At 62.4% G+C, this 13,500-nt stretch carries 14 protein-coding genes; 7 read left to right on the top strand and 7 right to left on the bottom strand.

What is annotated here, in order from left to right:
• Window positions 1-39 precede the first annotated feature (39 nt).
• The 4 genes from KRZ98_RS05820 to pgl all read left to right on the top strand — a co-directional run bounded on the left by KRZ98_RS05820 (window position 40) and on the right by pgl (window position 4,478).
• Entirely contained in the window at window positions 40-2,217 is a 2,178-nt protein-coding gene (locus KRZ98_RS05820) for a 3-hydroxyacyl-CoA dehydrogenase NAD-binding domain-containing protein (RefSeq protein ID WP_217672729.1), read from the top strand.
• 95 nt (window positions 2,218-2,312) lie between these two features.
• Entirely contained in the window at window positions 2,313-3,311 is a 999-nt protein-coding gene (gene galE / locus KRZ98_RS05815; RefSeq protein WP_217672728.1) for a UDP-glucose 4-epimerase GalE, read from the top strand.
• On the top strand, window positions 3,308-3,784 hold the full coding sequence (locus tag KRZ98_RS05810; RefSeq protein ID WP_217672727.1) for a YbaK/EbsC family protein: 477 nt from the start codon (window positions 3,308-3,310) through the stop codon (window positions 3,782-3,784). Before galE ends, KRZ98_RS05810 begins: the two co-directional genes overlap by 4 nt.
• Window positions 3,785-3,788: 4 nt before the next feature.
• Window positions 3,789-4,478, top strand: a complete 690-nt coding sequence (gene pgl, locus KRZ98_RS05805; protein WP_217672726.1) for a 6-phosphogluconolactonase — start codon at window positions 3,789-3,791, stop codon at window positions 4,476-4,478.
• A 115-nt stretch (window positions 4,479-4,593) separates the two neighbouring features.
• On the opposite strand, the gene KRZ98_RS05800 is transcribed toward pgl, so the two are convergent.
• The 3 genes from KRZ98_RS05800 to KRZ98_RS05790 form a co-directional block, all read right to left on the bottom strand.
• Window positions 4,594-5,142, bottom strand: coding sequence for a hypothetical protein (locus tag KRZ98_RS05800; RefSeq protein WP_217672843.1), 549 nt, complete (start codon window positions 5,140-5,142; stop codon window positions 4,594-4,596).
• A gap of 148 nt (window positions 5,143-5,290) precedes the next feature.
• Complete coding sequence (locus tag KRZ98_RS05795; RefSeq protein ID WP_217672725.1) at window positions 5,291-5,545, bottom strand: hypothetical protein; 255 nt, start codon at window positions 5,543-5,545, stop codon at window positions 5,291-5,293.
• Between the two features lie 83 nt (window positions 5,546-5,628).
• On the bottom strand, window positions 5,629-5,841 hold the full coding sequence (locus KRZ98_RS05790) for a hypothetical protein (protein WP_217672724.1): 213 nt from the start codon (window positions 5,839-5,841) through the stop codon (window positions 5,629-5,631).
• Between the two features lie 138 nt (window positions 5,842-5,979).
• On the opposite strand from KRZ98_RS05790, the gene KRZ98_RS05785 reads away from it, so the two are divergent.
• On the top strand, window positions 5,980-7,092 hold the full coding sequence (locus KRZ98_RS05785) for a sensor histidine kinase (RefSeq protein ID WP_217672723.1): 1,113 nt from the start codon (window positions 5,980-5,982) through the stop codon (window positions 7,090-7,092).
• Between the two features lie 5 nt (window positions 7,093-7,097).
• On the top strand, window positions 7,098-7,841 hold the full coding sequence (locus tag KRZ98_RS05780; RefSeq protein ID WP_217672722.1) for a LytTR family DNA-binding domain-containing protein: 744 nt from the start codon (window positions 7,098-7,100) through the stop codon (window positions 7,839-7,841).
• Window positions 7,842-7,971: 130 nt separating this feature from the next.
• Here the strand turns inward: KRZ98_RS05780 and KRZ98_RS05775 are convergent, their stop codons facing one another.
• From KRZ98_RS05775 to KRZ98_RS05765, 3 genes are all read right to left on the bottom strand, one after another.
• Window positions 7,972-8,304, bottom strand: a complete 333-nt coding sequence (locus KRZ98_RS05775; protein ID WP_217672721.1) for a UrcA family protein — start codon at window positions 8,302-8,304, stop codon at window positions 7,972-7,974.
• A gap of 43 nt (window positions 8,305-8,347) precedes the next feature.
• Window positions 8,348-8,554, bottom strand: a complete 207-nt coding sequence (locus tag KRZ98_RS05770) for a hypothetical protein (protein WP_217672720.1) — start codon at window positions 8,552-8,554, stop codon at window positions 8,348-8,350.
• Window positions 8,555-8,821: 267 nt separating this feature from the next.
• A complete protein-coding gene (locus KRZ98_RS05765; protein WP_217672719.1) occupies window positions 8,822-8,971 on the bottom strand; it encodes a hypothetical protein in 150 nt (49 codons plus the stop codon).
• A gap of 207 nt (window positions 8,972-9,178) precedes the next feature.
• Between KRZ98_RS05765 and uvrA the strand changes: the two genes are divergently transcribed.
• Window positions 9,179-12,172, top strand: coding sequence for an excinuclease ABC subunit UvrA (uvrA, locus tag KRZ98_RS05760; protein WP_217672718.1), 2,994 nt, complete (start codon window positions 9,179-9,181; stop codon window positions 12,170-12,172).
• Window positions 12,173-12,174: 2 nt separating this feature from the next.
• On the opposite strand, the gene KRZ98_RS05755 is transcribed toward uvrA, so the two are convergent.
• Window positions 12,175-13,389, bottom strand: coding sequence for a J domain-containing protein (locus tag KRZ98_RS05755; RefSeq protein ID WP_217672717.1), 1,215 nt, complete (start codon window positions 13,387-13,389; stop codon window positions 12,175-12,177).
• Between the last annotated feature and the right edge of the window lie 111 nt (window positions 13,390-13,500).

Below are 13,500 nucleotides of genomic sequence, written 5' to 3'. Positions count from 1 at the left end.
AAGCGCGGACATCCCTCCTTGAGGATCGGAGAGAGCATCATGCAAACCATCACAATCACCACCGACGCCGACGGCATCGCCACCCTGATGATCGACGTACCCGACCAGTCGATGAACGTCATCGGTCCCGATTTCATCGCCGATCTCGACGCCGCCATCACCCGCATCGCATCGGACGAAGCCATCAAGGGCGCGGTCATCGCGTCGGGCAAGGACAGTGGCTTCATGGCCGGGATGGACCTTAAATATTTCGGCTCGATGCTGGTCACCAGCGATGGCAGCCGCCCGCAACCCGCCACGATCTTCGACCAAGTGTTCGTCCTCAACCAGCTGTTCCGCCGCCTCGAAACCTGCGGCAAGCCCATTGCCTGCGCGATCGAAGGCACCTGCGTCGGCGGCGGCTTTGAACTCGCACTCGCCTGCCACCGCCGCATCGTCGGCGACAGCCCCAAGACCCAACTGGGCCTGCCCGAAATCCTCATCGGCCTCTTCCCCGGCGGCGGCGGGTCGCAGCGCCTGCCGCGCATCATAGGCGTGCAGGCCGCGCTCATGTACATGCTCCAGGGCAAGCTGTTCCGCCCCGCCGAAGCCGCGATGCTCAAGGCCGTCGATCAGGTCGTGCCGCAGGGCACTGCGGTCGACGCGGCCCGCGAATGGGTCAAGGCCAATCCCACCGCCGCCACCCAGCCCTGGGACGTCAAGGGCTTCAAATTCCCCGGCGGCGTCGGCCAGTTCAATCCCGCTTTCGTGCAAACCATGGTCGGCGCGTTGCCGATGACGCTCAAGCAGACCCAGCGCAACATGAACGCGCCTGTCGCGCTGCTCTCGGCCGTCTATGAAGGCGCACAACTCCCCTTCGACCGCGCGATCCGCATCGAAAGCAAATATTTCGCCAAGGTCGCGGCCGATCCGCAGGCCGCCAACATGATCCGCAGCCTGTTCGTCAACAAGCAGGCCGCCGAACGCGGCGCGCGCCGTCCCAAGGATCAACCCAAAGCGCCCACGATGAAGCTCGCCATGCTCGGCGCGGGCATGATGGGCGCGGGCATCGCCACCGTCGCGGCGCAGGCGGGGATGAACGTCATCCTGTTCGACCGCGACATCGCTTATGCGCAAAAGGGCAAGGCTCATGTCGAATCCGTCCTGTCCAAGCGGCTGGGCAAGGGCATGACGCCTGAAAAGCTGGCCGCCACTCTCGCCCGCGTCACCCCCACCGCCAGCTATGCGGACCTTGCAGGCGCAGACTTTGTGATCGAAGCGGTGTTCGAGGATGTCGCAATCAAGGCCGAAGTGACCAAGCAGGTGGAGGCGGTCCTCGGCCCGGACGTCATCTTCGGCTCCAACACCTCCACCCTGCCCATCACCAAGCTGGCAGGCGCATGGTCCAAACCTGAAAATTTCATCGGCGTCCATTTCTTCTCACCGGTCGAAAAAATGCCGCTGGTCGAAATCATCCTCGGCAAACAGACCGGCCCCGCCGCCATTGCCAAGGCGCTCGACTTCGTCGCGCAGATCAAGAAAACGCCCATCGTCGTCAATGACTCGCGCGGCTTCTATACCTCGCGCTGCTTTGGCACCTATGTGCAGGAGGGCGCAGAACTGGTCGCAGAAGGGATCAACCCCGCTCTCATCGAAAATGCCGGCAAGCAACTTGGAATGCCCGTCGGCCCCCTGGCTGTCAGCGACGAAGTGTCGATCGAACTGGGCTATAAGGTCATGACGGCGGCGAAGAAGGAACTGGGCGACGCATATGTCGCGCAACGCTCTGACGACGTCATGACCCAAATGGTCGAACGCGATCGCCTTGGCCGCAAAAATGCCAAGGGCTGGTATGACTACCCCGAAAACGGCAAAAAGGCGCTCTGGCCCGGCATCGCCGACCTTTTCCCCCGCGCCGACGACCAGCCCGATGTCGAGGCGGTCAAGGAACGCCTCCTCTATCGCCAGCTGGTCGAATGCGCGCGCTGCTATGAAGAAGGCGTGCTGGAAACCCCGGAAGATGGCGACATCGGCGCGATCTTCGGCTGGGGCTTTGCGCCCTATACCGGCGGGCCATTTGCTCACATGGACACGGTCGGCATCGCCCATGTCGTCGCTGTGCTGGACCGTTTGCGGGCCACTCATGGCGACCGCTTCGCCGCCACCGAGCAACTGCGCGCCATGGCGGCGACCGGCGGCACCTTCTATCGCCCCGCCCCCTCCCGCGCCGCAGCATGAAAAGACTGTAATTCGTAACGTCCCTCGTTTAGGTCTCCCTCCCATATATCGCGTTCCCGCGCACGCGGGAACGCGACAGTTTATGAGGTGAGCATATGAGCGACAAACCGACGATCTTGGTCACAGGCGGCGCAGGCTATATCGGTAGCCACGCGGTATTGGCGCTCAAGGATGCTGGCTATGGCGTCGTCGTCATCGACAATCTCGTCACCGGCTTCGACTGGGCCGTACCCGATGGCGTGCCGCTGGTGCGCGGCGACATAGCCGATCAGCCGCTGGTCGAAGCTACCCTGCGCGATCACAACATCACTGCGATCATGCACTTTGCAGGCTCGGTCGTGGTACCGGAATCAGTCGAAAACCCGCTCAAATATTATCACAATAACAGCGCCAAGACCCGCGATCTGATCGAGAGCGCAGTCCGCGGCGGCGTCAAGCATTTCATCTTCTCATCGACTGCCGCCACCTACGGCATCCCCGAAGAAAGCCCGGTCAAGGAAACAACGCCGCAGCGGCCGATCAATCCATACGGCATGTCGAAGCTGATGACCGAATATATGCTGCGTGACGTCGCAGCGGCCCACCCGATGAACTTCTGTGCGCTCCGCTATTTCAACGTCGCGGGTGCCGACCCGCAGGGCCGCAGCGGCCAGTCGACCGCCGGCGCGACCCATCTTATCAAAGTCGCGGTGGAAGCGGCGTTGGGCAAGCGCGCTGGCGTTTCCGTATTCGGCACCGACTTCGACACCCCTGATGGCACCGGCGTGCGCGACTATATCCATGTGACAGACCTTGCCGCCGCCCATGTCCTCGCCCTCGAAGCTTTGATCGCCGATCCGAAGCGCAGCCACCTGCTCAACTGCGGCTATGGCAAGGGCTTTTCGGTCCTCGAAGTGCTGGACGCGGTCGATCGCGTCACCAACATGACGATCGACCGCACCATGGGGCCGCGCCGCGCGGGCGACCCGGACGCGCTGATCTCCGACAACCGCGCCATCCTCGCAACCTTCCCGTGGGAGCCGCGCTACGCCGACCTGGATCTTATCGTTCGCCATGCGCTGGCGTGGGAGCGGACGTTAAGCGAACGCGCATGAGCGAAGCCTCTGTCCGCGCCTGGTTTGCCACGAACGCGCCCGACATTGCCATCATCGATCAGGGCGTCAGCACCGCCACCGTGATCGAGGCTGCGCAAGCGCTGGGCGTCGAGCCCGCCCGCATCGCCAAGACGCTCTCGCTGCGCGTCGGCGAAACGGTAGCGCTGGTCTGCACCCGCGGCGACGCCCGCCTGCACAATGCAAAGGCGAAAGCTGCGCTAGGCACCAAGCCCCGGATGCTGGGCGCAGACGAGGTTGAGGCGATCACCGGCCACCCGGTCGGCGGCGTCTGCCCCTTCGGCCTCGCCGCGCCCCTGCCCGTCTATTGCGACATCTCGCTCCAGGCCTTCGCCACCGTCTTTCCTGCCGCCGGGTCACGCACCAGCTCGGTCGAAATCAGCCCCGTGCTATTGGCTGATCTGACCGGCGCAACGTGGATCGACATCTGCACCCTGCCCGAACCTGTGGAATAATCTTATGCCTACCGAACATCATTTTACTGACGGCGGCGAGGCCGCCGCGCAGCTCGCCACCCGCATCGCCACGCTGCTGGCCGAAGCGATCGCGACGCGCGGCACCTCCAGCATAGCCCTGTCCGGCGGTCGTTCGCCCAGGCCCGTGCTGGAGGCGCTGGCCCGCACCCCGCTCGATTGGAGCAAGGTGGTCGTCACTCTGGTCGATGAACGCTGGGTAGCCCCGGATGCGCCCGACAGCAACGAACGGCTGCTGCGCGAAACCCTGCTGACCGGTCCACCCGCCGCCGCGCATTTCGTGCCGATGAAGAATGACGCGCCCGACGCTTATGCGGGTCAGCCAGCCGTCGAAACCGCTTTCGCCGCCATCCCCTGGCCACTCGACATGGTGCTATTGGGCATGGGAGAGGACGGTCACACGGCCTCGCTCTTCCCCGCAGCTGCGGAACTCGCCGACGGCCTCACCAGCACCGCCCGCACCATCGCCGTCACGCCCCCTGCCGCGCCACACCAGCGCATGTCACTGACCGCCAGCGCAATCGTCGCCGCGCGCCATGTGTTTCTGCAAATCAGCGGAGACGCGAAAAAGGCGGTCTATGCGCAGGCCTTGGAGGACGGCCCGGTAGAACAGCTCCCGATCCGCCTCGCCCTGCGTCAGGACAAAACTCCGGTCGAAGTCTGGATCAGCGCTTAAAATTCCTCCCCTGCAAGGGGAGGGGGAGCAGCGAAGCCGGTGGAGTGGGCGGGCGTCCGGACCCACCCATTGCAGCAAGCGCCGCCTCCCCCCGGAAGCGGCGCCCTGCCCGGCCTCAGTTAGCCTTGCTCAGATCCACCTTCTCCACCCATTCGGGGTAGAAGGTCGGCTCGCGGTTGGACCAGCCCACCGCTGTCGCCGCTGCTTCGCTGATCGACTGGAGCAGCACGCGGCGTTTTTCGGGATGCAGATGCGGCAGGCTCGCCGCCGCGCAGAAGGCGCCCGGCAACCATGGCCGCGCGCCCGCACCCAGCAGCCGCTCATAGAGAAAACGATAGGCCGAAAAACTCGCCAGCCGGTCCTGCCCCAGATCGAAGGCGGAGATGGTCACCAGCGGGGCCATGAACGGCTCGACCTGATCCAGCCCGCTGTCATCGGGGACGCGCGCCTTGATTTCCTCGATCCGGCCATAGATCCGTGCCTGCGCGCGAATGGAGGCTTCCTCCACCAGATCGCGCGACCATAGCTTCATCGCATCGCGGCGATGCAGGCCGATGTCGAGCGACCGGCGAATATAGCGTTGTGTGGCAGACGGGAAACTGGCGAATTCACGCAACTCAGCCAGGGTAACGGCCCCGTCCGCAGGTCTTGCACTCGTACCCATTGTCATGCCCTCCGACGTAAAGTCGATCGTCAGAACATGCGCCTACTATGGTTACTATAGGCTTAAGCACCTGTTCCACGGCCATTCACAAGGGACCAGATTTTTTTGTGCGGCGCAACATGAAAATATCACACCCTTCCACGGACCGTCACGCGCCCGGTCGCCGCTCCAGCACTGCTCCGATCATGCTGCGCCACACCGCCACGTCGCCCGCCTGTGCCATCTGCTCATCCGGCTCGCGCAACGTGTGCAATATTGCGTAGGCGTCATCGACATGATTGGGCCACGCCGCATCCACCGCACCGGCCGCATGGGGGTCACTGCCGCCGCCATTATGGCTCAGCTGGCGTCCGGCCAGGACGCGGGCAATGCGTTCGATCGCGGGGGTCGCAGATGTCGGCATGGGTTGGTCGCTCCTCTCAAAAGCGCAGGCGCGTATTCGCTGTCCTGCAAACCAAAACTAGCATGATTCCCTGCAAATAACCATCAATCCTGATCTTGCTTGAAGCCCGATGACGGCACCGGATCGCCCTTGTCATCGGGATGGCTATTGGCCGGCGGATCGGATGCATCCATCGAATCCTTCAACCCTTCGTCTAGCTTCTCTTCTTCGCTCAGCACATGGTCCTGCGCATCGGATTCGCGATTGTCGCCTGCTTCCTCGCGGCTGTTGGGACGGACGCCATCTTGCTCGTTCATCGCTCTCTCCTCATTCCCCTTATCAACGGGTAGCGAAGGACTGCGGTTCCCCGCTTCGTTCGACCAACTGTCGGGCCAGTTCGACCAGCTACGCGCGACCGGGGCGACTTTTCACGCAGCCGCGCGTAAAAGGACAGGATGACAAGCCTTCCCGACGACGGCGAACGCGGCGTATCGCCCGCGATCGCGCTTTATTCCATCCTGGGTTTCTGGCTCTTCTACGCCATACTCGTGACCCTGCGCGCCGCCGTGATGGGCTTTGAATCGCAGGGTGAACTGGGCATCCGACGCGCCGTCGTCACGGTGATCGGCATCGTCGTCACCTGGATACTCTATCTGGTGCTGCGCCGGTTCGACGCCAAGCCCTTGAGCGTTCGAATCGTCGCCGCCTTCTCGCTCGCCGCCCCCTTCGCGCTCGCCATGGCGTCGGCCAATTTCTATATGTTCAACGTATATGACCCGGTGAACATCTTTGCCGACGGCGACCGTGGCAAATATGCCAGCGAGGAAGCTTTCGCCCTGATCCAGATCGTGGAAGACGCGATCAGCCGCTATTTCTTCCTAGCTGCCTGGGCCGGTCTCTATCTCGCCTTGTCTTACGCCAGCGAAGCCCACCGCACCGAGCGCCGCGCCGCCCGGCTGGAGCGCGCCGCCCAGCAGGCCGAACTGCGCTCGCTACGCTATCAGGTGAACCCGCATTTCCTGTTCAATACGCTCAACTCCCTCTCCTCCCTCGTCATGAAGGATCGGCGGGACGAGGCGGAACAGATGATCATGTCGCTCTCCAACTTCTACCGCACTAGCCTGACCGGCGATCCGCTGGACGACGTGCCGCTCGAGGAAGAGGTGCATCTCCAGAAACTCTATCTCGATATTGAAGGGGTCCGCTTCCCCGACCGCCTCAACACGGTGATCGACATCCCTCCCGCCCTGATGAGCGCCTGCGTCCCCGGCCTCATCCTCCAGCCGCTCGTCGAAAACGCCATCAAATATGGCGTCTCCCGCACCTCCAGCCCGGTGGAGATCCGTATCACCGCGCGGGAGGATGGCGGCTTGATGCACATCGCCGTCACCGACGATGGCGACAACCCACCCGGCCTGTCGGATAGCGGCAGCGGCATAGGCCTGGCGAATGTGCGTGATCGGCTGACGGCGCGCTTTGGCGATCAGGGCCAGATCGCCTATGGTCCGCGTGAGGAGAAGGGCTTTTCCGTGCTTCTCACCCTGCCCATCATCCGCCGGGGTTGCTGACGCCCATGTCCATCCGCACGATGATCGTTGACGATGAACCGCTCGCGGTCGAGCGGCTCCAGATGCTGTGCGCGCGCGAACCGCGCATCGCGCTCGTTGGCACCGCCAGCGATGGCGAAGCCGCGCTGCGCCTCATCGAAGCGCTCAAGCCCGATCTTGTCATGCTCGACATCGCCATGCCCCTGCTCGACGGTATCGGCGTCGCCCGCGCGGTCGGACGCATGGGTATCCGCCCGGCAGTCATCTTCGTCACCGCGTTCGAGGGTTTCGCGGTCGAAGCCTTCGACCTTGCCGCTATCGATTATATGCTCAAGCCCGTCGCACATGATCGCCTGACCCGCGCGATCGATCGGGTCGAGACGGCGCTCCGCAACCGCGCGCCCGAAACCACCCCCGCCCCTGCCGAGCCGCAACCGGACTGGGCGGAGGAATTCTGGGTTCCCCACCGTTCCGAACTGATCCGCATCGCCACCGACCAGATCGACCGGATCGAGGCCGAGCGCGACTATATGCGCCTCCATGTCGGCACCCACAGCTATTTGCTGCACCAGACGATCAGCAGCCTGGAGGAACGGCTCGACCCGCAGCAATTCGTCCGCCTCCACCGCTCTCACATCGTACGCCGCGACCATATCGCCCGCCTGCGTCACGACGGCAGCGGCGTCTGGTTCGCCGCGCTCACCGACGGCAATGAAATCCGCATCGGCCGCACCTTCCTCGCCAACGCCCGCGCCATGACCGGACGCTAAAAAATCCTCCCCAAGCATGTCTTGGGGAGGCGGCAGCGTGAAGCGCTGACGGAGGGGCATGGCGCAAGCCTCACGCAAAAAAGCCCGGCATCCACCGGGCTTCTTCACGTCTGGGCATCTATTCCCGCGATCAGTTCTGGACGCCCTTCGCGCCTGCATCGGCATAGCGTTCGCTGGTTTCGGCGCGAGCGATAGCGGCGCTGATCGGTGCTTCGACCTGTGCGATCGCCATGGCCTTGCACGCCTGCGCAGTGGAGCGGTCGTCCGATTTGCACACCTTGCTGGCGGCGCGGGCGATGCGCTGGCGCAGTTGCTGCTGGTCAGACGCCTTGGACAGGTCCAGATCACCATGGCGCACTTCGCTCGTGCGGCCATTGGAAACAAATTCTCCGGCGCTGGCCGAACCAGCAGTGGCGATCAGCGCGAGCGAACCCAGCGCGGCGAAAAGGGTGGAACGGAACATGGGCTTATCTCCTCAAAATCTGCTGTGTCCCGGCCACTGCCGGTTAGGGGCTGGCGGTGATCCGGGTGCGAACGGGGCCGGCATTAGGGTCTTTGGGGGCAGCGCCGCCTCCCGTTCGCCCACCCTGTTTAGGCGCATGGCGGTCAGCGCGCCCGCCCGCTTCGACCGGCAGCACCCCGCATCGGCCAACGACGCTGCCATCGACAAAGCGCAGCGCGGCACAGACAAACAGCGCGACGAACGACATCAACGCCCCGCCAAACGACATCTGCCGTAACGGAAAGCGGGAATCGCAATGACAACAAATCTCCCCTTGCCGGGGATGTCGCGCGGCGATGGCGTGACGGGGGGGCACCCTCTCATTGACGGGACGCCCTATCGCCCAGACGCAAAAACGCCCCCGGCGCAAGGGATGGCCGGGGGCGTATCCAGGATGCTGTCGGGCACCGGGATCGCGATAAACTGTTGCGGGAAAGACGGTGCGACATTCGCGTAACCGTATCCTGCATGACGCCCATCATAGCGCCAATACGGCGCCGCGAACCCGCCGTTCGACAATCTGCCCCCGCAACACGCCCGGCAGCATGATCGGGCGACGAACCGTCAACCTGCGTCCACCAACGACATCATGCGTCCAGCGGCGGCCATCCAGCGGTAGCCAGCGCACCCTCGACTTGGGCCGATGACGCTACGTCATGGCCAGGAAAATCCGACATAGCCTATGACCGCGCGCTCATGTCTTTGGTGCAGGACAAACCTCTTTCCACCCCGCCAAGCGGATTTTCCCTTCTCAAATCCATACCCTCGCCCCATTTGTCAGGGCGACTGGCAGATGGTCTTGCCCGATCAGAACAAATCTGGAACAACACGCCCCATGAGTCTGACCCACATATCCGTCCGCGGCGCGCGCGAGCATAATCTCAAGGGCGTCGATGTCGATCTGCCGCGCGACAGCCTGATCGTCATCACCGGCTTGTCGGGATCGGGCAAAAGCTCGCTCGCCTTCGACACCATCTATGCCGAAGGGCAGCGGCGCTATGTCGAATCCCTGTCCGCCTATGCGCGCCAGTTTCTGGAGATGATGCAGAAGCCGGATGTCGAGCATATCGAAGGCCTGTCCCCCGCGATCAGTATCGAGCAAAAAACGACCTCGAAAAACCCGCGCTCCACTGTCGCGACCGTCACCGAAATCTACGACTATATGCGTCTGCTATGGGCGCGCGTCGGCATCCCCTACAGCCCCGCGACCGGCCTCCCCATCAGCGCCCAGACCGTCAGCCAGATGGTCGACCGCGTGATGCTCCTGCCGCAAGGCACCCGCTTCTACCTCCTCGCCCCCGTCGTGCGCGGGCGCAAGGGCGAATATCGCAAGGAACTGGCCGAATGGCAGAAGGCGGGCTACACCCGCGTCCGCATCGACGGCGAAATGATGCTGATCGAGGACGCCCCGGCGCTCGACAAGAAATATAAGCATGACATTGAAGTCGTGGTCGACCGCCTGGCCGTGGAGCCCGACATGGGCACTCGCCTGGCCGACAGTTTCGAGCAGGCGCTGAAACTCGCGGACGGCCTGGCCTTCGTCGATCTGGCGGACACGACCGTTGCAGAACTGGGCACCACCCCCACCCCCGTTCGCCCTGAGCCTGTCGAAGGGCCGTCCTTATCTTCCGACGAGCCGAACGGGGCTTCGACAAGCTCAGCCCGAACGGATAAAAAGCTCAAAGGCGCAGGCATCCCCGCCAACCGCATCGTGTTCAGCGAAAAATTCGCCTGCCCCGTCAGCGGCTTCACCATTGCGGAGATCGAGCCGCGCCTCTTCTCCTTCAACGCCCCGATGGGTGCCTGCCCCGCCTGCGATGGCCTCGGCGAACGGCAGGAGTTCGACCCCGAACTGGTCGTCCCCAACGAAGCCCTCTCTCTCAAGAAGGGCGCGGTCGTCCCCTGGGCCAAATCCAACCCGCCCTCGCCTTATTATATGCAGGTGCTCGGCTCGCTCGCCCGCGAATTCGGGTTCAGCCTCGACACGCCCTGGGCCGACCTGCCCGGCGAGGTAAAGCTCATCATCCTCCACGGCACCGGCGGCAAGCCGGTCACGCTCAAATTCATGGACGGCCGCAAAAGCTATGAAGTGAAGAAGGCGTTTGAGGGCGTCATCGGCAACCTCAACCGCCGCCTGCTCCAGACCGAATCCGCCTGGATGCGCGAGGAACTCAGCAAATATCAGCGCGCCCAGCCCTGCGAAACCTGCCACGGCGCGCGCCTGAAACCCGAAGCGCTCGCGGTCAAGATTGCGGGCGAGGACATTTCCCTCTCCACCCGCCGCAGCGTCGTGGACGCGCTCAATTTCTTCACCGCGATGCCGGAGAAACTCAACGACCAGCAGAACCAGATCGCCCGCGCGATCCTCAAGGAAATTGTCGAGCGTCTCGGCTTCCTCAACAATGTCGGCCTCGATTATCTCAACCTCGACCGCACGTCAGGCACGCTGTCGGGCGGCGAATCCCAGCGCATCCGCCTCGCGTCGCAGATCGGCAGCGGCCTGTCCGGCGTCCTCTACGTCCTCGACGAACCCTCGATCGGCCTGCACCAGCGCGACAATGACCGCCTGCTCGTGACCCTCAAGCGCCTGCGCGACCTCGGCAACAGCGTCATCGTCGTCGAGCATGACGAGGATGCAATCCGCCACGCCGACTATATTGTCGACATGGGGCCGGGCGCAGGCATCCATGGCGGGCAGATCGTGGCCCAAGGCACGCTGCCTGAAATCCTCAAAGCCAAAAACTCCCTCACCGCCGATTATCTCAACGGCACCCGCCGCATCGACGTGCCGGCCAAGCGCCGTAAGGGCAATGGCAAGAAGATCACCGTCCACAATGCCCGCGCCAACAACCTCACCGGCGTCACGGCCAGCATCCCGCTCGGCACCTTCACCTGCATCACCGGCGTCTCCGGCTCCGGCAAGTCCAGCTTCACCATCGACACGCTCTACGCCGCCTCCGCCCGCGCGCTGAACGGCGCGCGCATCCTGGCTGGCGCGCATGACAAGGTGACGGGCCTGGAACATTGCGACAAGGTGATCGACATCGACCAGTCGCCCATCGGCCGCACCCCCCGCTCCAACCCGGCTACCTATACCGGCGCCTTCACCAACATTCGCGACTGGTTCGCAGGGCTGCCCGAAAGCCAGGCACGCGGCTACAAGCCCGGCCGCTTCAGCTTCAACGTCAAGGGCGGCCGCTGCGAAGCCTGTACCGGCGATGGCCTCATCAAGATCGAAATGCACTTCCTCCCCGACGTCTATGTCACCTGCGACGTGTGCCACGGCGCGCGCTACAATCGCGAAACGCTGGAGGTGAAGTTCAAGGGCCACTCGATCGCCGACGTGCTGGACATGACGGTCGAGGATGCGGTCGAATTCTTCAAGGCCGTCCCGCCGATCCGCGACAAGATGGCCATGCTCGCCGAAGTGGGCCTGGGCTATGTCAAGGTCGGCCAGCAGGCCACGACCCTGTCGGGCGGCGAAGCCCAGCGCGTCAAACTCGCCAAGGAACTCGCCCGTAGAGCCACCGGCCAGACCCTCTACATCCTCGACGAACCCACCACCGGCCTGCATTTCGAGGATGTCCGCAAACTGCTCGAAGTCCTCCACGCGCTGGTCGACCAGGGCAACAGCGTCGTCGTGATCGAACATAATCTGGACGTCATCAAGACCGCCGACTGGATCATCGACATGGGCCCAGAGGGCGGCGTCAAGGGCGGCGAAGTCGTGGCGGAAGGCACGCCGGAAAAGGTCGCAAAGGAGCCGCGGTCATTTACGGGGCATTATTTGGCACCGTTACTGGGGCTGGAGAGTGTGGCGGCGGAGTGATGTCAATTTCCGTCCTCAAATTCTGCAGGACTTATGGAAGTCGGCGTCACGTCTCCGCCGGGTATGGCATATAACGTGTACGAGAGCCTCTTGCGTTTGACCAGCGTGCCTTCAAACGTCTCTTCACTTGTTGTTATTAATGCTTCGGGGTTTGGGAACTCATTTACGGTAGATGTTTCGGTAAATGATTTACAGTTTTCTGCTAGTTGCGTTCCAATGGCATATTGGATTCTGTAAAGTCCATCTGGTATCCCCGAAAGCTGAGATTCACCATTTTGCTCTATGAAGAAGGAGGCGAGTAAACTGCCAGTATCGGCCTTCCGCACCTTCACGATAGCATTTCCGCTTGAACCGTTGCTGATCTGCAAAATATGCCCTTCTTTGCTCAACCGCTTGGCACCAGACAATATTTTGCCACTTGCGACCTCGTGGTCGCACGTGGGGGTGGCTGGCTCAAAGGCATTGTAGTCAATCGCTGGAGCGTCCAAAGAGCTTGATGTCGGTTCGCGATAGGCTACCGACGGCGGGGTCGCTACGCCATAGGATGCCTCAGAAGATGAGCGATCCGAGTACATAATGGCAGCAGTCAAAGCGACCGGCACAACAGATAGAAAAAGCAGTTTAACCAAAAATTGAGCCGGATTGATGGTCCAGTTGTTTTTTAGTGTCCCAGTCGGTTTAAATCCCTGAGAACGATAAAAAGTCGTCAAGTGGGCTGCTCTAGCCCTGATTTCGCTACTTTTTGCAGATAGGAGCCGTTCGGCAAGTGCGTATGACAAGGGTACTTTACCAGCGTCTGCAAAAGCCAAAGCGTTGTGCCAAAGTAAGGCCTCTTCATGCTCTTTATTTTGGACGCCCCCAACGAGGTTTTTCAGCCCCTCCAACACCGTCCAAATCGGTCCCCAAGGGAATCCCCACCAACCTATGAGCCCTGTGATTGCTGTGGACTTCAGTGATTCCTTTGCCGCACAAGCAGAGCAAAAAATACCTTGGACCGGCGTGCGCGTTGTTGCCAACACTACGCTAATGACCCGCCAAAAAATGATATAGCGCGGTTGAGCGGTGACCTGTCTACAGACCCCGCATCGTACTGGATTTAAGCGACTACGCTTTTCGGAATAGTCTGCCTGATCAGTTTGCTCAGATAAATTGTCGTAGTTGGCACGCTTCTCTGCATCGCCCAAAATTTCGTATGCAGCGCTAATACCAACCTGCATTGATCACAACCCACGCGCCCATTTGCGGCGTCCGATAGTCATGATGCGCCACGGTTGATCGACCAGCTTGTTCCAGGCTTCGCAGCAAAGGTCGATGATGTTGTCGTGGGA

The sequence above is a fragment of the Sphingobium sp. AS12 genome, assembly GCF_019097845.1.
GTDB lineage: Bacteria > Pseudomonadota > Alphaproteobacteria > Sphingomonadales > Sphingomonadaceae > Sphingobium.
Note: the sequence above shows the minus strand (reverse complement) of the source record. Positions and strands in the feature narration are given on the sequence as shown.

Excerpts from the sequence above, each read along its gene's own strand:
- KRZ98_RS05780 (WP_217672722.1), top strand. The coding sequence starts at position 7,098 with ATGTCCATCCGCACGATGATCGTTGACGATGAACCGCTCGCGGTCGAG.
- KRZ98_RS05790 (WP_217672724.1), bottom strand. The coding sequence starts at position 5,841 with ATGAACGAGCAAGATGGCGTCCGTCCCAACAGCCGCGAGGAAGCAGGC.
- KRZ98_RS05810 (WP_217672727.1), top strand. The coding sequence starts at position 3,308 with ATGAGCGAAGCCTCTGTCCGCGCCTGGTTTGCCACGAACGCGCCCGAC.
- KRZ98_RS05800 (WP_217672843.1), bottom strand. The coding sequence starts at position 5,142 with ATGGGTACGAGTGCAAGACCTGCGGACGGGGCCGTTACCCTGGCTGAG.
- pgl (WP_217672726.1), top strand. The coding sequence starts at position 3,789 with ATGCCTACCGAACATCATTTTACTGACGGCGGCGAGGCCGCCGCGCAG.
- galE (WP_217672728.1), top strand. The coding sequence starts at position 2,313 with ATGAGCGACAAACCGACGATCTTGGTCACAGGCGGCGCAGGCTATATC.
- KRZ98_RS05785 (WP_217672723.1), top strand. The coding sequence starts at position 5,980 with ATGACAAGCCTTCCCGACGACGGCGAACGCGGCGTATCGCCCGCGATC.
- KRZ98_RS05820 (WP_217672729.1), top strand. The coding sequence starts at position 40 with ATGCAAACCATCACAATCACCACCGACGCCGACGGCATCGCCACCCTG.
- uvrA (WP_217672718.1), top strand. The coding sequence starts at position 9,179 with ATGAGTCTGACCCACATATCCGTCCGCGGCGCGCGCGAGCATAATCTC.
- KRZ98_RS05775 (WP_217672721.1), bottom strand. The coding sequence starts at position 8,304 with ATGTTCCGTTCCACCCTTTTCGCCGCGCTGGGTTCGCTCGCGCTGATC.
- KRZ98_RS05755 (WP_217672717.1), bottom strand. The coding sequence starts at position 13,389 with ATGCAGGTTGGTATTAGCGCTGCATACGAAATTTTGGGCGATGCAGAG.
- KRZ98_RS05795 (WP_217672725.1), bottom strand. The coding sequence starts at position 5,545 with ATGCCGACATCTGCGACCCCCGCGATCGAACGCATTGCCCGCGTCCTG.